Origin of the sequence: Stenotrophomonas sp., from assembly GCF_032066555.1 — a bacterium.
Taxonomy (GTDB): Bacteria; Pseudomonadota; Gammaproteobacteria; order Xanthomonadales; family Xanthomonadaceae; genus Stenotrophomonas.
On record NZ_DAMBKV010000007.1, the window covers coordinates 88,761 to 111,299 of the forward strand.

Below are 22,539 nucleotides of genomic sequence, written 5' to 3' on the forward strand. Positions count from 1 at the left end.
CAGCAGCAATGAACAGGAGCGGCCACGGCCGCTCCTGTGCTATCTACCCTTCTGCAAGCGCTCGCGCAGCGGCGCGAGCTCGCTGGCATAGCGTTGCCATTCGTCGATATTGCGTGCGTGCACCGGCTCGCGCACCTGCACGCTGCTCAGGGTGGCAGTCGCGGCCGCATTGCGGGTCAGGTCACTGCCGCCACTTTCCGGCGCCAGTCCGCAGCGCTGCAGCACCTGTACCAGCGCTGCATCAGGGTCGCGCACCATCGCTTCGTAGTCGATCTCCAGCACACGCCCCGGCAGATGCTGCTGCCAGGCCTGCATCAGCTGCGTATGCGCTGCATGGTGCGCAGCCAGGGCGTCAAGCTCATAGCTGTAAGCATAGGAGTCGCCGAACATGGCGCGGTAGTTGGAGAAACACACCGCCATGGGATCGCGCCTGACGTAGACGATCACCGCCTGCGGCAACGCGCGCGCGATCGGGCCAGCCAGCAGGTAATTCGGTGGCAGCTTGTCGATGAAACGGTGCTGCCCATCCAGGCGCCAGCGCGTCTGCCGCAGATAACCGTTGCCGACGGCCGCGTAATCCAGCGTTGGCAGCGCCTGCAGCAAGGCCGGGTCAAGCAGCGCGCGCCCGGCCTGGTCGGCGGCCAGGCGTAATTGCTGGGCAAAATCGCCAAGCTCGCCGGCAGACGCTACCTGCGAATGATTGCCGAGCATGCGCTCAAGCACCGTGGTGCCCGAACGCGGCATGCCGATGATGAAGATGGGCTGTGCACCCTCTTCCTCATCCGCAGATTCGATTGGCGCGAACGTGCCCGCTGCCGCCAGCCGCGCCATCGCCTCGTGTTGCGCATGATCGGCCAGGCGATCGTGGCGCAGGCGCCGCCACATCGCGGTATTGCCTTGCCGCAGCGCATCCCATGCCGCAGGAAAATCACCGAGGTCTTCCAGCTCCTTGTACAGCGCGAACCACAGCGCGGCGGTGTCCTCGCTGTCCGTTGCCGTTGTTTGCAGCTGCCTGCGCAGGCCATCGACATGGTTGTCGTCTGCACGCCAGCGGCGCAGGCGTGCACGTGTCAGCGCGGCGCGGCCGTGGCCGGGGTTCAACAGCAGGCAGCGCGTGAGTGCCTGCTCGGCCGCGTCCAGCTCACCGTTGAACTGCAGCTGCACGCCAAGGAAGTAGTGGAAATCGGGACTGTCGAATCCCACCGCCGCCGCACGCTGCATCAATTGCAGGGCATCGGCATGCAGCCCGAGTGATTGCAGCACGTGGGCCAGGGCCGCCAGCGTCGGGCTGTCGTTGCAGCGGGCCACGCAGGCGTTGCGCATCAACCGCGCCACGCCCTCGCTGTCGCCAACACGCAGCAAGGCCTGGGCGACGCGCAGCAGCAGCGCCGGGTCGCGATAATCCAGGCTGGCGGCCTGCTGCAGTTGCTGCACGGCCTCGCGCAGCCGCCCCTGTGCCAGGACGGTGCCGGCCAGCATCACCCGCGCATAGGCGTGCGCGGGTTGCTGATCCACCACGGCGCGCAGCTGCCGCTGCGCCTCCGGTATGTCACGCCGGGCCAGAGCGGCCTGTGCGGACTGCCAGGAGGCGCCGGCATCCATGCCTCAGTTGGACAGGTGCTCGATCGCAGCCACGCTGCCGAGGCGGTCACCCAGCGTGCGCAGCAGCGCCAGCCGGTTGCCACGCAGCGCCGGATCCTCGGCATTGACCATCACCGCGTCGAAGAACGCATCCACCTGCGGGCGCAGGCGGGCCAGGCGGCCGAGCACGGCCACATAGTCCTTGTGTGCCAGTGCCACACCGGTGTCGTCGATGGCGGCGGTCACCGCTTCGGCCAGCTCGCTCTCGGCCGGTTCACGCAGCAGCGACGGATCGATGCTGCCCGGGATCGCGCCCTCGGCCTTGCGCAGGATGTTGCGGATGCGCTTGTTGGCGGCGGCCAACGCTTCGGTTTCCGGCAGCTGGGCAAAGGTGCCGATGGCATCGATGCGACGGTCGAAGTCGTACAGCGAGGCCGGCTTGAGCTCGGCGACGGCATTGAAGTGGGTGGCCGGCACGCCCTTGTCGGCGTAGTAGCCCTTCAAGCGGTCGATGATGAAGTCGTAGAGCTCACCGGCATCAGCCTGCACCTTGCGCTCGGCCAGGCCGGCATTGGCCGAAGCCAGCAACGCCGGCAAATCCAGATCAAAGCCCGACTCGATGATGCTGCGGGCCAGACCCAGCGCATTACGACGCAGCGCGAACGGGTCCTTGTTGCCGGTCGGCTTCAGGCCAGCGGCAAAGCCGCCGGCCAGCGTGTCCAGGCGTTCGGCAATGGCCAGCACCTTGCCCAGCGGCGACAGTGCGATGTCATCGGCGGCAAAGCGCGGCTGGTAGCTCTCGTCGATGGCCAGCGCCACCGACGGCGATTCGCCACCGGCAACCGCGTAGTGACGACCAGCGATGCCTTGCAGTTCCGGGAATTCATTGACCATGCGCGACTGCAGGTCGTTCTTGGCCAGCTCGGCGGCGCGCTTGGCCTGCACCGGGTCGGCGCCCACCTGGGGCGCGATGATCTGCGCCAGCGCGCTGACCCGCTGCACCTTGTCGGCGACGCTACCCAGCTTGGCCTGGTAGGTGACGGTCTTCAGACCCTCGCCCATTGCCACCAGACCCTGCTTGAGGTCTTCGTCGAAGAAGAACTTGGCATCGGAGAAGCGCGGGCGGATCACCCGCTCGTAGCCCTTGGAGACTTCGGCCACGTCCCTGGATTCGATGTTGGCGATGCCGATGAACTTCTCGGTCAGCTTGCCGCCGGCATCGAGCACCGGGAAGAACTTCTGGTTGATCTCCATGGTCTCGATCAGCGCTTCCTGCGGCACGGCCAGGAACTCGCGCTCGAAACTGCACAGCACCGCCGCCGGCCATTCGACCAGGTTGACCACCTGTTCCAGGTTGTCGTCGGTGATGCGGGCCACGCCACCCGCCTGTGCGGCGGCGGCATTGACCTCTGCGACGATGCGCTCGCGGCGCGCGTCGGCATCGACCAGCACGTTGGCGGCCTTCAGCGATTCAACGTAGTCGGCCGGGTTGCTCAGCCACACCTGCTTGTCGGCCATGAAACGGTGGCCACGGCTGAAGCGGTCAGACGTCAGGCCCAGCAGCTCGGCCGGCACGATGTCATTGCCGTGCAGCAGCACCAGCCAATGCACCGGGCGGGCGAAGGCGTATTCGTGGTTGCCCCAGCGCATCGGCTTGGGGATGGGCATGGCGGCGATGGCTTCGCGCAGGATCTCCGGCAGCAGGCTGGCGGTCTGCGCGCCCGGGGTCACCGAACGCAGCACGAAACGCTCGCCCTTGGCGTCGGTGGTGCGCTCCAGCGCGGTCCAGTCGATGCCGGCCTTGGCGGCAAAACCCTGCAGTGCCTTGGTCGGCTCGCCGTTGGCGTCCAGCGCGATGTTCAGGTACGGGCCGAACACTTCCGAGTGCTGCTCGGGCTGCTCGGTTTCCACGCCCGGCAACAGCACGGCCAGGCGGCGCGGGGTCGACAGCGGCTTGGCATCGCCACGCTCGAAGGCCACGCCACGCTTGGCCAGGCCATCGATCACGCCATCGAAGAAGGCCTGCGCCAGGCCCGGCAGGGCCTTGACCGGCAGTTCTTCCACGCCCAGTTCGATCAGCAGCGGCTGCATGCTCATGCCTGCACCTCCTTCGCTGCGACTGCTTCGAGGCGCTTGGCCTCGTACAGCTTGGCCACCGCCTGGGCCAGCGCGCGCACGCGCAGGATGTAACGCTGGCGCTCGGTCACCGAGATGGCGCGGCGCGCGTCGAGCAGATTGAACGAATGCGACGCCTTGCAGACCTGTTCATAGGCCGGGAGCGGCAGGCCGGCTTCCACCAGCTTCTGCGCTTCCTTCTCGCAGGCGTCGAAGCGATGGAACATTTCTTCCACGTCGGCGTACTCGAAGTTGTAGGTGCTCTGCTCCACCTCGTTCTGGTGGTAGACATCGCCATAGGTGACCGGGGTGCCGTCCGGGCCGTAGGTCCAGATCAGGTCATAGACGTTGTCGCAGTTCTGCAGGTACATGCAGAGCCGCTCCAGGCCGTAGGTGATCTCGCCCAGTACCGGCTTGCACTCCAGGCCACCGGCCTGCTGGAAGTAGGTGAACTGGGTGACTTCCATGCCGTTGAGCCAGATTTCCCAGCCCAGGCCCCAGGCGCCCAGGGTCGGCGATTCCCAGTTGTCCTCGACAAAGCGCAGGTCGTGCACCAGCGGGTCGATGCCCAGCGCCTTGAGCGAGTCCAGGTAGAGCTGCTGGATGTTGTCCGGGCTCGGCTTCATCGCCACCTGGTACTGGTAATAGCGCTGCAGGCGGTTGGGGTTCTCGCCGTAGCGACCGTCGGTGGGGCGGCGCGAGGGCTGCACGTAGGCGGCATTCCAGCTTTCCGGGCCGATCGAGCGCAGGAAGGTGGCCGGGTGGAAGGTGCCGGCACCGACCTCCAGGTCCAGCGGCTGGATCAAGACACAGCCCTGTTTCGCCCAGAAATCATTGAGGGTCTGGATCAGTCCCTGGAAGGTAATCGAAACGGGGGGAGTCGCGGACATGCTGCCTGAGCCGTACGTAAGGGGTGCGTTAGTATAGCGACCGACCGCGCGATGGCCGCGCCAGCAAGGGGTTCGGGGTGGAAAACGCGGCTGTGGAAGGCACTCAGGCACCGTCACCGCAGGTGGCTATCGCCCCGGGGAGACTGCAGTTTTCCAATGTTGCCAGCGCGCTGCTGGCCGATGGGCTGGTGGCCCTGCACGACCAGGAGCGGATCCGGTTTTCCGCGCAGGGCGCGCGCAATGCCAGCGAGGTCCACCCGCTGGTGCTGCTGGCCAACCTCAAACTGGCCGCCGCGCAGGGCAGCGGCGAGCTGAGCCTGGAGCGGCTGACCGAATGGCTGGCCCAGCGCACCCACTGCCGCTACCTGCGCATCGATCCGACCCGGGTCGACGTGGCCGGCGCCACCGCCGTGGTCTCCCACGCCTATGCCCGCCGCCACCGCATCCTGCCGCTGGCGGTGGACAGCGAGCGCGTGCTGGTGGCCACCAGTGAGCCGATGGCGCGCGACTGGGTGCCCGACCTGCAGCACCTGAGCCGGCGCCGCATCGACACGGTACTGGTCAATCCGCTGGACCTGCACCGTTATTCGATGGAGTTCTTCGGCGTCACCCGCTCTGTGCGCAGCGCCCGCAGCGACAGCCGCGACGGCAGCAACAGCAGCGGCCTGCCCAGCTTCGAGCAGTTGGTGGAGCTGGGCCGCGCTGGCGACGTCAATGCCGACGACCACCATGTGGTCAGCATCGTCGACTGGCTGCTGCAGTACGCCTACGAGCAGCGCGCCAGTGACATCCACCTGGAGCCCCGCCGCGACATGGGCCGGGTGCGTTTCCGCATCGACGGCGTACTGCACAAGGTGTTCGAGCTGCCGCCGTCGGTGATGACCGCGGTGGTCAGCCGCATCAAGGTGCTGGGGCGCATGGACCTGGCCGAACGCCGGCGCCCGCAGGACGGCCGCATCAAGACCCGTTCGCCGGGTGGGCGCGAGGTGGAGATGCGCCTGTCGACCATGCCGACCGCGTTCGGCGAGAAGTGCGTGATGCGCATCTTCGACCCGGATTCGACGTTCAAGAGCATCGAGCAGCTGGGCTTCAGCCCGGAAGAAGCCGCCGGCTGGAACGAACTGGTGGCGCGCCCGCACGGCATCGTGCTGGTCACCGGCCCGACCGGTTCGGGCAAGACCACCACCCTGTATTCCACACTCAAGCGGCTGGCCACGCCGGACGTGAACGTGTGCACGGTGGAAGACCCGATCGAAATGATCGCGCCCGAATTCAACCAGATGCAGGTGCAGACCAACATCGACCTGGATTTCGCCTCCGGCGTGCGCACCCTGCTGCGACAGGACCCGGACATCATCATGATCGGCGAAATCCGCGACCTGGAAACCGCGCAGATGGCGGTCCAGGCCTCGCTGACCGGCCACCTGGTGCTGTCCACCCTGCATACCAACGACGCGCCCTCGGCGATCACCCGCCTGCTTGACCTGGGCGTGCCGCATTACCTGATCGCCTCCACCGTCAACGGCGTGCTGGCGCAGCGCCTGGTGCGCACCCTGTGCCCGCACTGCAAGGCGCCAGACACGCTGACGGACGCCGATTGGGCACCGCTGCGTCATGCCCATGAAGCATTACCAGATGTGGTCACGGCATATGCGCCGGTCGGTTGCCTGGAGTGCCGGCGCACCGGTTACATGGGCCGGATCGGCCTGTATGAGCTGCTGCCACTGGGCTCGCGGCTGCGCGCCCTGATCACCCGCGACATGGATCTGGCCGGTTTCAGCAAGGCCGCGACGGCCGATGGCCTGCGCACCCTGCGCCGCACCGGGCTTGAAAAGGTGGCCGCAGGGCTGACTACAATCGAGGAAGTCCTGTCAGTACTGCCGCCACCGGAATGAAGTCCCAGCCGTTCTTGATCGTTGAAACCGGGCAACCGTTCCCGACCCTGCGCCGTTACGGCCGTTTCCCGCACTGGATCCGCGTGGCCGCCGGGCTGGAAGAAGCCGATACCGTGGTGGTCAACGTAGAGCGCGGCGAACAGCTGCCGGAACGCAGGGACTTCGCCGCCACGATCGTCACCGGCTCGGCCGCCTTCGTCACCGACCGCGCCGACTGGAGCGAGCGCAGCGCCGACTGGTTGCGTGACGCCGCCCACGCCGGCATGCCGCTGCTGGGCATCTGCTACGGCCACCAGCTGCTGGCCCATGCGCTGGGCGGTGAGGTTGCCTACAACCCGGCCGGGCGCGAGTCCGGCACCATCCGCCTGGAGCTGGAGGCCCCGGCCGCCGCCGACCCGCTGTTCGCCGGCTTGCCGGCCAGCTTCCCGGCCCACGCCACCCACCTGCAGACCGTGCTGCGCGCGCCCGAAGGGGCCACCGTGCTGGCCCGCTCGGTGCAGGACAACTGCCACGCCTTCCGCTGGGGCGAGCAGGCCTGGGGCCTGCAGTTCCACCCCGAGTTCGCCACCCACCACATGCGTGGCTATGTGCGCGCCCGCGCCGACTGCATCGCCCGCCACGGCGGCTGTGCCCGCAGCGTGGCCCGCGAGGTCAGCGCCGCACCGCTGGCCCGCCAGCTGCTGCGCCGTTTTGTCCGCCACGTGCGCCGCGAGGCGCATTGAACCTGCGGTTGTTTTGTAAGCGCGGCACCAGCCGCGAAGCCGGCAATGCCGCAATTACGGCCATCTCCGCAATCTGAAGATTCATGGGTTTCGCGGCTGACGCCGCTCCCACAAAGGCCGAAGGGCCAGCCCATGTAGTGCCGAGCCATGCTCGGCAGAAGCCTTCCCAGCAATCCACCCCGTAGTGCCGAGCCATGCTCGGCAGAAGCCTTCCCGGCAACCCAACCCGTAGTGCCGAGCCATGCTCGGCAAAGGCCTTCCCGACAACCCAACCCGTAGTGCCGAGCCATGCTCGGCAGAAGCCTTCCCAGCATCCCAACCGGTAGTGCCGAGCCATGCTCGGCAGAAGCCTTCCCGACAACCCAACCGGTAGTGCCGAGCCATGCTCGGCAGAAGCCTTCCCAGCATCCCAATCGGTAGTGCCGAGCCATGCTCGGCAAGAGGCCTTCCCGGTAGAGCCCTGCCGAGCATGGCTCGGCACTACCAACCGCCCCTTCGCTTCGCGAAAGGGAGGGGGCAAACCCCACCGTTACTTTGTCCTCATAAACCCGAGCCGGGTTTCAGGCGATAATCCGCCCAGCGCCGGCCTGTTGCCCGCGCACTCCCCCGTTTCGGAATTGCAATGAGCGAGATTCGCAAGGTACCGGCCTCCGCCGGTGCGGAATGGCTGCTGACCGGTTTTGGCCTGCTCAAGCGCGCGCCGCTGGCGCTGGGTTCGCTGGGCATCCTGTGGGGCGTCGGCACCTCGCTGGTGCTGTCGCTGTCGATGCTGGTGCCCGCCCTGGGCTCGGTGGTGCAACTGCTGCTGTTGTTGGCCGGCCCGTTGTTCATGGGCGGCATGCTGTGGGCGATCCGCGAGGTCGACCAGGGCCGAACCGCAAAACCTTCGCATTTGCTGCAGGGCGTGCAGGATGGCCGCGCACCGCACCTGCTGGTGGCCCTGCTGCCACAACTGTTCGCCGCCCTGCTGCTGGGCACGCTGCTGCTGGTCCTGGTCGGTACCGATGGCCTGCAACAGCTGTCGGTGGTGATGGTCAAGCTCAATGAGCTCAGCCAGTCCGGTGCGCAACCGGACCCGGCGCAGATCGAGGCCCTGGTGGCGACGCTGCCGGCCGGGCGCATCCTGCTGTGGCTGCTGTTGCTGATCGCCAGCTTCGTCGCGCTGACGCTTGCGCTGTTCGTGATGCCGCCGCAAGTGATGTTCGAACGCTCCGGTGGCATGCACGCACTGCGCGAAAGCCTGCGCGCCAGCATCCACAACCTGCCGGCGATGCTGGTGTTCTTCGTATTGGCCTTCATCGCCATCTTCGCGATCTATTTCGCGGTGATCATCGTGGCGCTGTTCATCGGCCTGATCGCCGGCCAGGTAGCGGCCATGGCGGTTGCCCAGCTGCTGTTGATGGCGATCCTGATGCCGGTCTTTGCCGGTGCCGTGTACGCGGCGTGGAAGCAGATGCTGGCGCCGGCCGATGCGGCAGGCCCGACCCCGCCGCCGGTCAGCAAGGGCCACGTGTTCGAAGCCTGATCCAGGCTGTCACGCCGCTTGCAGCAAGGCCGCGCAGAGATGCGCGGCCTTCTTGTTTCACACCGTGTCGCGGCTGCGCTTGATCAGGTACATGGCCTGGTCGGCCGCATGCAGCAGGGCATCGACCTCGGCGCCGTCCGCGGGATAGGCGGCCACGCCGATGCTGGCGGCGATAGCCAGGGTGAGGTCTTCGCCATCACGCAGGTAGTGCATCGGCGCCTGCAGCGACTGCGTCACCCGCGCCATCAGCCGATGGGCGTCGTTGATGTCATCAAGTTCTTCCAGCACCAGCGCGAACTCATCGCCGCCCAGCCTGGCCACGGTGTCGTTCTCACGCAGCGCGCCGCGCAAGCGTGCGGCCAGCTCGATCAGCACCGCATCGCCGGCACCATGGCCCCAGGTGTCGTTGACCTCCTTGAAGCGGTCCACGTCCACATAGACCAGCGCGAACATGCCGCCGTGGCGCTGCGCACGGTGATGCGCACTTTCCAGCCGGTCCATGAACAAGGCGCGGTTGGGCAGGCCGGTGAGCATGTCATGCATGGCCAGATGGCGCATTTCCTGCTCCATCTGCTTGCGCTGCTCGACTTCGATCTCCAGCTGGCGGTTGCGCGCGGACAGCTCGCTCAGCGCATCACGCAGCGCCACCCGGTGCCGGTACAGCTCCAGGAATACCTGCACCTTGGACAACAGGATGGTGGCTTCCAGCGGCTTGGCCATGTAGTCGACGGCGCCGAAACCATAGCCCTTGAGCCGGTGCACGTCGTCGGCGTAGGTGGCGGTGACGAAGATGATCGGGGTCTGCCGGGTGGTCTCCTCCTGCGACAGGATCTCGGCCACTTCAAAGCCGTTGATGTCCGGCATGTAGACATCCAGCAGCACCAGCGCGAACTCATCGTCCAGGGTGGCCTTCAGTGCATCGTTGCCCGATGCGGCCTCGACCACTTCCACGTCGAGCTTGGCCAGCACCCGGCGGATCACCAACAGGTTGGCGGGGTTGTCATCCACCGCGAGGATCTTGGGGCGCTGCAATACCGCCGGCTTGGTCACGAGCATAATGCTTCCAGCAAAAAGGGAATTTCGGGGAGCGGCAGGCAGTAATCGGCGCCAGCCAGCTCCAGTGCGGCGGCCGGCATCATAGCCACTTGCGCCGTTTCCGGGTCCTGAACGATCAGTGTGCCACCGGAGCGTCGTATCCGCGCGCACCCTTCGGCACCGTCGGAATTCGCCCCGGTCATCAACACAGCCACCAGCTGCTCGCGCCAGACCTCGGCCGCAGATTCAAACAGAACATCGATCGAAGGGCGTGAAAATGCCACCCGCGGGTCGATGCTGAGGGCAAAACGGCCGTTGCGCTCCATCAGCAGATGGTAGCCCGAGGGGGCCACATAAACCCGTCCCGGTTCAGGCAACTGGCGTTCTTCGGCCTCCTGCACCGGCAGGCCACTGCGGCTGGCCAGCAGCTCGCAGAACACCCGCATGTCTTCCGAACCGCTGTGGCAGACCACCACCATCGGCACCGGCAGCGGCCCTGACAGCCCGCCCAGCAACTGGTGCAGGGCCGCCAGCCCGCCGGCCGAGCACCCCACCACAACCGCCTGTGGAGGCTGCCCGGATGCGGTTTTCACAGTAGGCCACCGGCGTTGCGGTACAGCCGCAGTTCGGCGTCCAGCGGCACGAAATCGCGCGCGCTCGGAGCGAAACGGATCGATTCGCGGTTGCCCAGGCACAGGAAGCCACCGCGGCTGAGGCTGTTGCGGAACAGGCCGAGCACCCGGTCCTGCAGCGTGTCGGAGAAGTAGATCAGCACGTTACGACACAGGATCAGCTGCGCCTCGGTGAACACGCCATCGCAGACCAGGTTGTGATTGGCGAAAGTGACCCGCTCCTTCAGCCGTTCATCCAGCTTCATGAAGTCGTAGCGGGCATGGTAGTAATCGGACAGCGTGTGGCGGCCACCGGCCGCCAGGTAATTCTCCGAATACAGGCGCGCGTCGCGGATCGGGAAGATGCCTTCCTGCGCCTTGGCCAGCGCTTCATCGCTGAAGTCGGTGGCATAGATCTGGCAGCGATCGTACAGGCCGGCCTCCTTCAGCAGGATGGCCAACGAGTAGACCTCCTGCCCATGCGCGCAACCGGCCTGCCAGATATTGATCTGCGGGTAGGAGGCCAGTACCGGAAAAACCTCGTCGCGCAGCTTGCGGAACACCGCCGGGTTGCGAAACATCTCCGACACCGGCACCGACAGCTTGGCGATCACCTGCGGCACCATCTCGTCCTCGCGCAGCACGCGCGCGGTCAACTCGCTGACGCTGGGCAGGCTCAGCCCATGCGCCAGCGCCAGCACCCGCCGCTTCAGCGAAGACGGCGCGTAACCGGTGAAGTCATAGCCATGCCGGCGCGACATCGCGGTGATGAAGGCATCGACCTCGATGTCGTCGATGTCATCGCGTTGCGCCTGTGGTGTGACCGGGCCTACTTTTGCAGCCATACGCGCATCATCGACAGCAGCTTGTCCAGGTCCACCGGTTTGGTGAGGTAGTCATTGGCACCGGCGTCCAGGCACTTGTCACGGTCGCCGTGCATCGCCTTGGCGGTGACGGCGATGATCGGCAGGTTGCTCCACTGCGGCAGCTTGCGGATCTCGCGGGTGGTTTCGTAGCCGTCCATGCCCGGCATCATGATGTCCATCAACACCAGCTCGATGGACGGGTTCTCCTGCAGCTGTTGCAGCGCCTTGTAACCGTCCTGCGCCATCGACACGTTGACGCCGCGCGCGCGCAGCGACTTGGACAGGGCAAACAGGTTGCGCATGTCGTCATCGACCAGCAGCACCTGGCGGCCGCCCAGATTATTGTCGTCGGACGGCGTGGCGTTGGCACCGCGCGAACCGATGCTGTGCAGGAACAGGCTCACCTCATCAAGCAGGCGCTCGGGCGAACGCTGGCCCTTGATCACGATGCTGTCGGTGTACTGGCGCAGCTTGAGGCTGTCCTCGCGGCTCAGGTCCTGGCCGGAATAGATCACCACCGGCGGCACCGCCACCAGCGTGGCGGCCTTCTCCAGGAATTCGATGCCGGAAATGCCGCCCAGGTTGAGGTCCAGCACGATGCAGTCGTAGCTGTGGGTGGCGATGCGCTCCAAGGCCTCCTCACCAGAGGCAACCTGGTCGATCTCGACGTTGTCGGCCTGCAGCAGGCGGGTCAACGCCAGCCGCGAATCCGGATCGTCGTCGACCAGCAACAACTTGCGCACGATCTTGCCGGCCACATCCAGCAGGTGGTCGAACGCGGCCACCAGTGCCTTGCGATCCACCGGCTTGGTCAGGTAGCCGACCGCACCCAGGGCTACGCCCTTGGCGGCCTCATCCACGGCGGAGATGAAGTGCACCGGGATGGCGGCGGTGACCGGGTCATGCTTGAGGTGCTGCAGCACCGACCAGCCGTCCATGCCCGGCAACATCACGTCCAGCAGGATGCCGGTGGGGCGATAACGGCGTGCCAGTTCCAGGCCGCTTTCGCCATCGGCGGCGGCGAGCGCGCGGTGGCCCTTGCGCCGGATCAGGTCGACCAGGATGCGGGCGAAGGCCGGGTCGTCCTCCACCGTCAGGATCACCGTCTCGCCAGCGGCGATGGCGTGGCGGTCATCGGGAATCCAGTCGATCAGCTGCGCGGTGGCGACACGGGCCGGGCCCGGCGTGGGCGCCGGACGCTGCTCGATGGTTGCCTGCGTCGCCGCCACTGCGCTGCTGAGGCCCGCCGACAACAGCGGCAGCACCAGGCTGAAGCTGCTGCCCTTGTCCTGTTCACTGTCCACCACCAGCTGGCCGCCCAGCAGCTGCGCCAGGCGCCGTGCAATGGCCAGGCCCAGGCCGCTGCCACCATAGTGGCGGCTGGTGCTGGAATCGACCTGCTCGAAGGCCTCGAAGATCGAATCCAGGCGTTCTTCGGGAATGCCGATGCCGGTATCGCGCACGCTCAGCGCCACGTGCTGCTCGTCGGCAGCGGCGCCAATGCGGGTCAGCACGGCGTTGTCAGCCATCGCCATATGCAGGGTCACCGAGCCTTCGCGGGTGAATTTGAAGGCATTGCCAAGCAGGTTGTTCAGTACCTGCTGCAGTTTGGAGCGATCGGTGACCAGCGCCTCGGGCATCGACGGGTCCACCTCGATGGCGAACTCCAGGCGGTTCTCCATCGCCATATGGCGGAAATGGCGTGTCACCTCGCGGGTGATGGCGTCGACCTTCACTTCTTCGCGGTACACGTCCATCTTGCCGGCCTCGATCTTGGACAGATCGAGGATGTCGTTGATCAGGCGCAGCAGGTTGGAACCGGAGTCATGGATGACCGCGGCGGCCTCCACTTCCTCCGCGTCCAGGTGGCCGCTCTCGTTCTCGGCCAGTTCCTTGGACAGGATCAGCAGGCTGTTGAGCGGGGTGCGCAGCTCGTGCGACATATTGGCCAGGAAGTCGGTCTTGTACTGGCTGGCGCGCGCCAGCTCCTGCGCCTTGAACTCGGTCTCGCGCTGCAATACCTGCAGCACGTCCTTCTGTTCGTTGAGCACTTCGGTCTTCTGCCGCAGCTCTTCGTTGGAGGCCTGCAGTTCCTCGGCCTGCACGCGCAGTTCTTCTTCCGACGCAGACAGGCGCTGGGCCTGCTCTTCCAGCTCGACGGTCTTGCCCTGCAGTTCTTCGTTGGTGGCGCGCAGCTCTTCTTCCTGCGCCTGCAAGGCCAGCTGCGAGACCTGCAGTTCCTCGGCCTGGGCACGGGTACGATCCAGCAGCAGCTGGGTCTCGTCGGCGCGGCAGATATTGTCCAGGCCCAGTGCCACGGTCGGCAGCACGGCGTCGATGAAGGCTTCCTGGGTAGTACTGAAATGGCCGAAGGTGCCGAACTCGAACACGCCCAGCAGGCGGTCCTTCAACAGCAGCGGCACCGCCACCAGGTGGCGCGGCTGCGCCTCGCCCAGCGCCGAGTGCACGCCGAAGAACTCGTCCGGCACCTGCTGCACGCTGATGCGCTTGCGCTCCAGCGCCGCCTGCCCGATCAGTCCGTCACCCAGCCCGTATTGCAGGCCCAGGTGCTTGCGCCGCTGGAAGCCATAGCTGCCTTGCAGGCGCAGCAGCTTCTCTTCCTCGTTCCAGGCGAAGAACACGCCGATCGGCGCCTCGATACGCGGCGCGATCTGCGAGACCAATGCCTGCGCGTAGTCGTCCGGGGTCTGTGCAACCTGCAGTTCGCCGCCGACTTCACCGACACTGAGCTTGACCCAGTTGGCATCACGCGACTCCAGCGAGTTGCGCCGGAAGACCTCCAGCGCACGGGCGATCTCACCGATCTCGTCACCGCGCTGCAGGCCGGCGATTTCCACGTCCAGCTCGCCATTGGACAGGCGCGTCATCTTGTCGGTGAGGCGGTTGATCGGGTTCACCACCAGCCGCGAGATCATCCACAGCGCAAGAATGATGATGATGAAACCCAGCACCAGCAGCACCAGCGAAATCGTGTGCGCGCGGGCGATCCAACTGCTCATCTGCCCCCTGTCACTGAGCAGTTGGGTCATCTCCGCTTCGTAGATCCCGTCCAGTACATCGGCCAGCGCATTGCCCTGCCCTCCATCACTGAGCGCGTCCAGCTGCTGCACCTGGGTGAGCTGCGCGGCACCGGCCGCCGGACGCAGCACAGCCATCATTTCGTTATCCCAGTTGCGGGCCTGTGCCTGCGCAGCGCGCAGGCGTTCGGCCACTGCCTGGGTACCGGCAGCGGTCACCGCAGCGGTCAATGCAGCATCGCGGCGCTCGCGCTGCTTGGCCACCACCTCCATATGCCGCTCGCCATCGCCCAACAGGTAATTGCGGACGGCGATCTGCTGCAGGCGCACAGCCTGGATCGCATCCTCGACCTGACGGATCACTTCGATCTGCACGCCCTCGTGGCGGCGCGCGTCGTCGTCGCGTCCGGAGGTACGGTAACTGACCACGCTGGTGGCCAGGAAACAGAGGAAAACCAAGCCAAATGCCGCCAGCATCTTGCTCAGCAGGGGCACATTGTTGATCCAGCTACTCTTCTTTTGCGTCATGCAGGTGTCCCCCGGGGTGCTACCACGCCTGCCAGTCCGCGCGGCCTCTTTTCAGTGAAAATAGCGCAGATTGCTGACTATCGCCTGCTACGGTTGAATCAGGGCGCCGCCGTCTTGCCCTGGTCGCGCGGCTGCAGCCAGCGGGCCGCATGGATGCCCAGCTCGTAAAGGAAACACATGGGGATCGCCAGCATCAGCTGGGAGACCACATCCGGCGGGGTCAGCACCGCGGCCAGCACAAAGATACCGACGATCGCGTAACCGCGGCCTTCACGCAGCTGCTGCGGACTCACCCAGCCCAGCAGGACCAGGATCACCATCGCCACCGGCAGCTCGAAGCTGGCACCGAAGGCAAAGAAGATGGCCAGCACGAAATCCAGGTAGGCATTGGCATCGGGCGTGATGGCGATCACATCCGGGCGGAAGGTGGTCAGGAAATGGAAGACCGCCGGCAGCACCAGGAAATAGGCGAACGCGCAACCGATGTAGAACAGGGCAACCGCCGAGCCCAGCAACGGCACTGCCAGGCGCTTCTCACGGGCGTACAGCCCCGGCGCCACGAATGCCCAGGCCTGGTACAGCAGCCATGGCACCGCCACGAACAGGGCGGCGAAGAAGGTCAGCTTCAACGGCGCGAAGAACGCACCAGCCGGATTGGTGGCAATCATCGATTGCCCGGCCGGCAGCTGCGAGATCAGCGGCGTGGCCAGATGGGTGTACAGGGTGCGCGAGAACGGCATCAATGCCAGCAGCACCACACCAAGACCCAGCAGCGCGCGGACTACCCGTGAGCGCAGCTCGATCAGGTGCTCGATCAGGCTGCTTTCGTTGAAATCCGCCGCGCTCATGGGCTGCGCTCCTGGCTGGCCGGTGCCGGCACATCACCCAGCGCGATGCTGCGGTTGAACTCGGCATCGGTGACAGCCTGGCTGTCAGCCGCCGCCGTCGGCTGCGAGGGCTCGGATTCAGCCGGTACAGGCGACGCAGCTTCCGGCGTTGCGGTGGGCGCGACCGGCCGCGGCTCGATGGGGCGCGGTTCGATCACCCGCTCAGCGGCCGATTCCGGCAACTCCACCTCGCGCTTGAACGCATCGGCCTGCTCACGCACCTGCCCGGCCTGGTCGCGCAGCCCGGCCTCGGCCTGCTGCATCGACTGGCGTACATCCTGCAGGTTGCGCTTGAGTTCTTCGGCGTGCAGTTCGCGTTCCAGCTCCTGCTTGACCGAATCCCACTGGTTGCGGGCACGACGTACCCACAGCCCGGCAAAACGCGCTGCCTTGGGCAGACGTTCCGGGCCGAGGACCACCAGGGCGACCACTGCGATCAGCAGCAGTTCGCTGAAGCCGATATCAAACACGTCGAACGCTCAGGATCAGCGCGCGTCGCGGTCGTGCTCGGCCTGCTTCTCGCCGCTCTTGGCGGCATCGCGCGATTCGTCGCCCAGCTGTGCAGCCGGCTTGTCCTCGTCACGCATGCCTTTCTTGAACTCTTTGACCGCACTGCCCAGATCCTTGGCGCCGCTCGTCAACCGCTTGGTGCCAAACACCAGCAGCACGATGACCAGCACGACCAACCAGTGCCAGATGCTGAAACTGCCCATGATCTGCTCGCGTTATCTGTGTGGAGGTTGTTGAGCATAGCGCACAAGGTATTCGCTGATCGCTATGCCAAAGGTCAGTTGCCGCCGTCCAGGCTCTCGGTGCGGATTTCACCTTCGGAAACCGGCTGGAAACCCTGCTGCGGCGCCGGTTCGGTCGTGGCGTGCTGCAACGGCGCGGTGGTCGCGGTATCGGTACCGGTGGTGGTCGTGGCTGCCGGTGCCTGCACGCTGACCGCATTGCTGCGCGGCGCGCTTGCCGCCACCGGCGCACCGCTGCCCTGGGTACCGCGCTTTTCACGCGCGGCGTAGGTGGACTCTTCCAGGCGGTCGCGGAAGGACACCACGTCGGACGACGGCGCAGTATTCAGGCGACCTTCCAGGATCATCCGCGGGGTGGTGTTCTGGCCGTAGGCATCGAGGTTGGCGGCGTCGTCGATCTGCAGGGCCGCGCCATCCAGCGCCACGCCAGCAAACAGACCGCGGGCGCGCGACCACGACCATATCTCGGCCTTGAGCTGGCCATCGGTGGCCGCAGCGGCACTGCGACCGACCGGGCCTGCGGCGACACCGGCGTCGGCGCCGAGGGTGAACTTGCCGTTGACGATATTGTCCAGGCTGCGGTCGTTGCGGAACACCAGGATCACGTCCGAAGACTGCACGCCGGCCTGGAAGCCGATGCTGCCGCCGGTAAGCTTGATGAATACGGGGTTGGACCAGCTGCCATCGGCCGTTTTCACCGACATCAGGCCATGACCACGACGCCCACCCAGCACCAGGCCGGCCTTGATCGTGTCGGGGATGACGATGATGGCGCGGCCTTCATCGAGCAGCTTGTCCGGGATCGCCTGCTCGGGGATGTCCTGGATTTCATTGAGCACCCGCACCGCATTGCGGGCGCGCTGATCTTCCTGCGGACCGGCCACGGCAGTGGCGGACAACAGGCTCGCGGACAGCAGCAGAACGAGGCACGGCAGGCGGCGCATGGGTAACTCCGTAGGTCGATGCATAGAAAGATAGCGCAAGTGCCTGAAATTAGTAGCGCGGCTCTGAATAGCTGGTGAGCGAGAGTGAGGCATGAGTACCTGTAGTGCCGAGCCATGCTCGGCAGGGGGCGTTACCAGTAAAGCCTCTGCCGAGCATGGCTCGGCACTACATTGGGCATCATCGGTAAAGCCCCTGCCGAGCATGGCTCGGCACTACAGCAAACCTGCTGCGCTCCCTTCCCCGCCCATACCTGCGAAAATGGCCGGATGTCCGACGCACCCATCACCGCGCTGCTCGCGGTCAATCTAGGCACGCCCGAGACACCGACCGCTCCTGCGGTGCGGCGCTATCTGGCCGAATTCCTCAGCGACCCCCGCGTGGTGTCCATCCCCGCCCTGCTATGGAAACCGCTGCTGCACGGGCTGATCCTGCCCCTGCGCAGCGGCCGTTCGGCGCAGAAGTACGCCCAGGTCTGGTTGCCCGAAGGCTCGCCGCTGGCGGTCTATACCCGCCGCCTGGCCGAGGCGATGCAAGGCCAGCTGCCGCAGTGGCGGGTGCGCGAGGCCATGCGCTACGGCGAGCCGGCCCTGCTGCCCGCGCTGGATGCATTGGCCGCCGAAGGCGTGCAGCGCATCGTGGTGCTGCCGCTGTATCCGCAATACTCCACCACCACCACCGCCTCCATCGAGGACCGTGTCCAGCATTGGCAGGCACGCAATCCGAAGGTGACGGTGCAGACCATCCGCGACTACGCCGACGACCCGGCCTGGGTCGCGGCGGTCGCCGCCTCCATTGCCGATTACTGGGCCGAACACGGCCGCGGCGGCAAGCTGATGTTCTCCTTCCATGGCATCCCGCAACGCTTGGCCGACGCTGGCGATCCCTACCCGCAGCGCTGCGAGGCCAGCGCCAAGGCCATTGCCACGGCGCTCGGCCTGACCCGCGATGACTGGGAGCTGGCCTATCAATCGCGTTTTGGCCGCGAGCGCTGGCTACAGCCCTACGCCGAGCCGCGGCTATGGGAACTGGCCGAAGGCGGCATCAAGACCCTGGACGTGGTCTGCCCGGGTTTTGCCACCGATTGCCTGGAAACCCTGGAAGAAGTGCAGATGGGCTTCACCGAAACCCTGGCCGAACGTGGCGCGCGCATGCGCTACATTCCCTGCCTCAATGACAGCAGCGCCCATGCCGCTGCGTTGGCCGCGCTGGCCGCGGCGCAGCCGGCATGAACGCAACGCCTTTTGAACTGCAGCTCGATGGCATCCGCGTCGCCGGCCTGCGCGCTGGCAACCCGGATGGCCTGAAAGTGCTGGCCCTGCACGGCTGGCTCGACAATGCAGCCAGCTTCCTGCCGCTTGCCGCGCAACTGCCCACGCTCGACCTGGTGATGGTCGACCTGCCCGGCCATGGCTACAGCGACCATCTGCCGCTGACCACGCCCTACACCACCCCGCACGCCATCGTGCAGACCCTGGCCATTGCCGATGCACTGGGCTGGGAGCGCTTTGTATTGCTGGGCCATTCGATGGGTGCGGCGATTGCCAGCCTGGTCGCTGCGGTGGCCGGTGAACGGGTGCAGGCACTGGTATCGATCGAGGCCCTGGGCGGCCTCACCGCCCCGGCCGGGGAAACCGTGCAGCGCCTGCGCACCTATGTGGAAGCGATGCTGAAGCTGGACGCCAAGCAGCTGCGGGTATTCCCCGACCTGAGCGCGCCGGTCCGCGCGCGGATGATGGTCAACCAGCTCAGCGAGGCCTCCGCACGCCTGCTGATTGAACGCGGGGTCAAAACCGTCGACGGTGGCTGGAGCTGGCGCAGCGATCCGCGGCTGATGCTGCCCACCGCCGTGCGCATGACCGAGGAACAGGTCTGCGATGTGGTCAGCGCCATCCTCTGCCCGGTGCAGGTGATCTACGCCACCCCGGCCCAGCCCTACTTCCCGGAACCGGAACGCAGCCGGCGCGCGGCGTTGCTGCCTGATGGCCGCCTGCACACCCTGCCCGGCCACCACCATGTGCACATGGACGACCCCGGGGCCGTCGCAGCGATCATCCGAGACTTCATCGCTGCATTGCCCGACGCCAGCTGAATAAGACACCCGGTGTGTACGCCACCGGGTTCAGTAGTGCGTACGGCAGCCGATAACCCCGGCATTGCCGTAATCGAGAAGAAGTCCCGCAGCCTCGCAACGGGTGCTGCGCGTCCCACCATCGCATGCTCCCCCGCCCCGCCCTCCGGCCCGGTGTCATCACCGGCCTGATCCTGCTCGCCTGCTGGCTGGGTTGGACCACGACCAGCGTAGCCGCGCTCGGCCACCGCCCCGGCGGTGACGAAGCAGCGGTGACTGCGCTGGTGGATGGACTGCGCGCACAGGGGCAACTGCCTGCAACGGCCGCGCCGTTGGCAATCCGGCTGAACACGCCCGGTTGCGATTGCGTACAAGACGAGCAGGCCTGGCAACAGCTCAGCATCGCGCTGCAGGCACACGGCACGCGCACCCTCACCCTGACCACCACCGCCGCCTACGACCTGCTGGTGCTGGCGACCGATGGCCACCCGCTCTATGCCGGTCCGCTGCGTCCGTCGGCACTGGCCTGTGGCCGCAGCGATGCAGCCCTGGCCAGCTGGCTGCCGGCCTTGCTCACCGAACGCAGCCCACCGCTCTTCCTTCCCTCCCGCTGTTCCTGTTGACCAGGAGTTCCCGATGTCCGCTCGCCCCCACGCCACGACGCCACCTCCCGACGCCTATTACACGCAGCTGGCCTGCGCGGCGGACCGACTGTTCCTGTACTTCGGCCTGATCCTCGGCCTGGCGTCGCTGGCGCTGGCGCTGTGGTCGGGGCAGTGGCTGCCGTTCTTCGCGATCAGCCTGCCTTCGCTGGCGCTGATGGCAGTGCAGATCAAACTGGCATCGGGCAGCCTGCTCAGCCGGGTCACCGTGGCCTTGGTGCTGATGGCGCTGGTCGCCGCCACCATCCAGCAGGCCAATGGCCTGGTGGAGATGCATTTCGGTGTCTTCGTGGTGATCGCGCTGCTGCTGTACTACCGCGACTGGATCCCGGTGGTGGTTGCTGCCGCCGCGATCAGCGTGCATCACCTGGCCTTCTATTGGCTGCAGACGCGTGGCCTGCCGGTACGCGCCTTCGCTGCGGGCAGTGGCTTCGGCATCGTGTTGCTGCACGCATTGTACGTGGTGGTGGAAACCGCCTTCATCAGCGCGATGGCGGTGCAGCTGCGCCGCCAGGTACTGACCCTGGGCGCAGCGCCCGCGCGCCTGCGCGCGATGGTGGATGCCATCGCCAGTGGCGAAGACAGTGACGCCATCGGTGACGACCATCGGGTTGCACCCGGCAGCCTCGCCGACGGCGTGCTACGGATGCGCCACCAGCTTGCCCAACGGCACCAGCAGGAAACCGCCCTGCACCACGAGAACACCCAGATCCGCGCCTCGCTGGACGCCTCCCGTACCGGCATGATGATTGCCGACAACGAGCACATCATCCGCTACGTGAACCGTTCCGTGGTGGCGCTGCTGCGCAACCAGCAGGAAACGCTGCGCAAGGCCTTCCCCGACTTCAACGTCGACACCTTGATCGGCAGCAGCATCCATCGCTTCCACGCCAATCCGGCGCGCATCCGCGGCATGCTCGACCAACTGCAGAAGCCCCACAACGGCCAGATCAGGATCGGTCCGGTACATTTCAGCCAGGTGGTGACGCCGGTGTTCAACGCTGACGGCAGCCGCAGCGGCTTCGCGGTGGAGTGGCATGACCGCACCCAGGAACTGCTGCTGGAGAACAGCGTGGCCGACATCGTCGCCGCCGCCTCGGCCGGTGCGCTCGACCAGCGCCTGCAGACCGTAGCCGAAACCGGCTTCATCCAGACCCTCACCACCGGCATCAACCAGCTGCTGGAGGTGGTCGCCACCACCACAGGTGAACTGCGCGCGATGCTGTCCGCGTTGGCCGCTGGCGACCTGGACCATCGTGTGCGCGGTGACTACGCCGGCGATTTCGAGGCGATGAAGATCGACGCCAACCTGACCGCCGAACGCCTGACCGGGATCGTAGGCCAGATCAAACAGTGCTCGCTGGCGATCAACAGCGCCGCCCACGAACTGGCCGCAGGCAATGACGACCTGTCGCGCCGCACCGAGCAGCAGGCCGCCAACCTGGAAGAAACCGCCGCCTCGATGGAGGAACTGACTTCGACCGTGCGCGAGAACGCGGCGTCGGCCCGTCACGCCAACCAGTTGGCAGTGGGTGCGGCCGATGTCGCCGCACGTGGCGGCGATGTGGTTGGCCAGGTGGTCGCGACGATGCAGGCGATCGAGCTGTCATCCAAGCGGATTGCCGAAATCATCGGCGTGATCGACGGCATCGCCTTCCAGACCAACATCCTGGCACTGAATGCCGCAGTGGAGGCCGCGCGTGCCGGCGAGCAGGGCCGCGGCTTCGCGGTGGTGGCGTCGGAAGTCCGCAGCCTGGCGCAGCGCTCGGCCACGGCCGCGCGCGAGATCAAGGAGCTGATCGTCGATTCGATGGGCAAGGTGGATGATGGAGCCGCGTTGGTGGCGCAGGCCGGCAGCACCATGAATGAGATCGTCGGTTCGGTACAGCAGGTCAGCGACATCGTCGCGCGGATTGCGGCAGCCTCGCAGGAACAGTCGGCCGGCATCGAGCAGGTCAATCACACCGTCGTGCAGATGGATGAGACCACCCAGCAGAATGCCGCCCTGGTGGAAGAAGCCAGCGCGGCCGCGCGTTCGATGGAAGCGCAGGCAGATGCCTTGGCGGAGGCGGTTTCGGTGTTCCGCTATTCGGCGGAGGTTGAAGCTGAGGTCGGGGTGACGCGGCGGGCGGGATGAGGTTGTTGCAGCTGGAAGGACTGCCTTTGTTTCTGCATTTTCTTTTGCTACGGCTGTTGCAGAGATAGAGATAGAGATAGAGATAGAGATAGCAGTAGCAGTAGCAGTAGCAGTAAAAGCATGAGCAGGAGCGGGAGCAAAGGCACCCCTCCCTAGCCCTCCCCTTGCCTACGGCAAAGGGAGGGGACGGAGCATGCACTTGGCAGCTGCTTCGCCGCCGGCAGCGCCCGCCGTTCTCCCTCCCTTTGCCGCAGGCAATGGGAGGGTTGGGGAGGGGTGCTT

At 66.2% G+C, this 22,539-nt stretch carries 18 protein-coding genes; 7 read left to right on the plus strand and 11 right to left on the minus strand.

What is annotated here, in order from left to right:
• Positions 1-39: 39 nt before the first annotated feature.
• Genes RT131_RS10570 through glyQ form a run of 3 tightly spaced genes read right to left on the minus strand, consistent with a single transcriptional unit; the run spans position 40 to position 4,586 of the window.
• Complete coding sequence (locus RT131_RS10570; protein ID WP_313172774.1) at positions 40-1,602, minus strand: sulfotransferase; 1,563 nt, start codon at positions 1,600-1,602, stop codon at positions 40-42.
• 3 nt (positions 1,603-1,605) lie between these two features.
• Positions 1,606-3,678, minus strand: coding sequence for a glycine--tRNA ligase subunit beta (glyS, locus tag RT131_RS10575; RefSeq protein WP_313172776.1), 2,073 nt, complete (start codon positions 3,676-3,678; stop codon positions 1,606-1,608).
• Positions 3,675-4,586: a glycine--tRNA ligase subunit alpha gene (gene glyQ / locus RT131_RS10580; RefSeq protein ID WP_293711779.1), complete on the minus strand. Its 912-nt coding sequence runs from the start codon at positions 4,584-4,586 to the stop codon at positions 3,675-3,677. Before glyQ ends, glyS begins: the two co-directional genes overlap by 4 nt.
• A gap of 92 nt (positions 4,587-4,678) precedes the next feature.
• On the opposite strand from glyQ, the gene RT131_RS10585 reads away from it, so the two are divergent.
• From RT131_RS10585 to RT131_RS10595, 3 genes are all read left to right on the plus strand, one after another.
• A complete protein-coding gene (locus tag RT131_RS10585; RefSeq protein ID WP_313172861.1) occupies positions 4,679-6,481 on the plus strand; it encodes a GspE/PulE family protein in 1,803 nt (600 codons plus the stop codon).
• Complete coding sequence (locus RT131_RS10590; protein ID WP_313172777.1) at positions 6,478-7,203, plus strand: glutamine amidotransferase; 726 nt, start codon at positions 6,478-6,480, stop codon at positions 7,201-7,203. The genes RT131_RS10585 and RT131_RS10590 overlap by 4 nt, the downstream gene beginning before the upstream one ends.
• Before the next feature lie 622 nt (positions 7,204-7,825).
• The gene (locus RT131_RS10595; protein ID WP_313172778.1) at positions 7,826-8,728 is read left to right on the plus strand and encodes a BPSS1780 family membrane protein; all 903 of its coding nucleotides are present in this window, start codon (positions 7,826-7,828) and stop codon (positions 8,726-8,728) included.
• 57 nt (positions 8,729-8,785) lie between these two features.
• On the opposite strand, the gene RT131_RS10600 is transcribed toward RT131_RS10595, so the two are convergent.
• The 8 genes from RT131_RS10600 to RT131_RS10635 all read right to left on the minus strand — a co-directional run bounded on the left by RT131_RS10600 (position 8,786) and on the right by RT131_RS10635 (position 17,389).
• Positions 8,786-9,784, minus strand: a complete 999-nt coding sequence (locus RT131_RS10600) for a diguanylate cyclase (protein WP_313172779.1) — start codon at positions 9,782-9,784, stop codon at positions 8,786-8,788.
• On the minus strand, positions 9,775-10,356 hold the full coding sequence (locus tag RT131_RS10605) for a chemotaxis protein CheB (protein ID WP_313172780.1): 582 nt from the start codon (positions 10,354-10,356) through the stop codon (positions 9,775-9,777). The genes RT131_RS10600 and RT131_RS10605 overlap by 10 nt, the downstream gene beginning before the upstream one ends.
• Complete coding sequence (locus tag RT131_RS10610) at positions 10,353-11,219, minus strand: CheR family methyltransferase (protein WP_313172781.1); 867 nt, start codon at positions 11,217-11,219, stop codon at positions 10,353-10,355. Before RT131_RS10610 ends, RT131_RS10605 begins: the two co-directional genes overlap by 4 nt.
• Positions 11,204-14,806 carry a response regulator gene (locus RT131_RS10615; protein ID WP_313172782.1) on the minus strand — a complete coding sequence of 1,201 codons (3,603 nt, stop codon included), beginning with the start codon at positions 14,804-14,806 and terminating at the stop codon, positions 11,204-11,206. Before RT131_RS10615 ends, RT131_RS10610 begins: the two co-directional genes overlap by 16 nt.
• 98 nt (positions 14,807-14,904) lie before the next feature.
• On the minus strand, positions 14,905-15,654 hold the full coding sequence (gene tatC / locus RT131_RS10620) for a twin-arginine translocase subunit TatC (protein ID WP_313172783.1): 750 nt from the start codon (positions 15,652-15,654) through the stop codon (positions 14,905-14,907).
• A complete protein-coding gene (gene tatB, locus RT131_RS10625; RefSeq protein WP_313172784.1) occupies positions 15,651-16,163 on the minus strand; it encodes a Sec-independent protein translocase protein TatB in 513 nt (170 codons plus the stop codon). Before tatB ends, tatC begins: the two co-directional genes overlap by 4 nt.
• A 15-nt stretch (positions 16,164-16,178) precedes the next feature.
• Positions 16,179-16,406, minus strand: a complete 228-nt coding sequence (tatA, locus tag RT131_RS10630) for a Sec-independent protein translocase subunit TatA (protein WP_313172785.1) — start codon at positions 16,404-16,406, stop codon at positions 16,179-16,181.
• A gap of 74 nt (positions 16,407-16,480) precedes the next feature.
• A complete protein-coding gene (locus tag RT131_RS10635) occupies positions 16,481-17,389 on the minus strand; it encodes a lipid-binding SYLF domain-containing protein (RefSeq protein ID WP_313172786.1) in 909 nt (302 codons plus the stop codon).
• Between the two features lie 267 nt (positions 17,390-17,656).
• Between RT131_RS10635 and hemH the strand changes: the two genes are divergently transcribed.
• From hemH to RT131_RS10655, 4 genes are all read left to right on the plus strand, one after another.
• Complete coding sequence (hemH, locus tag RT131_RS10640; RefSeq protein ID WP_313172787.1) at positions 17,657-18,619, plus strand: ferrochelatase; 963 nt, start codon at positions 17,657-17,659, stop codon at positions 18,617-18,619.
• On the plus strand, positions 18,616-19,479 hold the full coding sequence (locus tag RT131_RS10645; protein ID WP_313172788.1) for an alpha/beta hydrolase: 864 nt from the start codon (positions 18,616-18,618) through the stop codon (positions 19,477-19,479). The genes hemH and RT131_RS10645 overlap by 4 nt, the downstream gene beginning before the upstream one ends.
• A 125-nt stretch (positions 19,480-19,604) precedes the next feature.
• Complete coding sequence (locus RT131_RS10650) at positions 19,605-20,081, plus strand: hypothetical protein (protein WP_313172789.1); 477 nt, start codon at positions 19,605-19,607, stop codon at positions 20,079-20,081.
• A 13-nt stretch (positions 20,082-20,094) separates the two neighbouring features.
• Positions 20,095-22,257, plus strand: coding sequence for a methyl-accepting chemotaxis protein (locus tag RT131_RS10655; protein WP_313172790.1), 2,163 nt, complete (start codon positions 20,095-20,097; stop codon positions 22,255-22,257).
• Positions 22,258-22,539 lie beyond the last annotated feature (282 nt).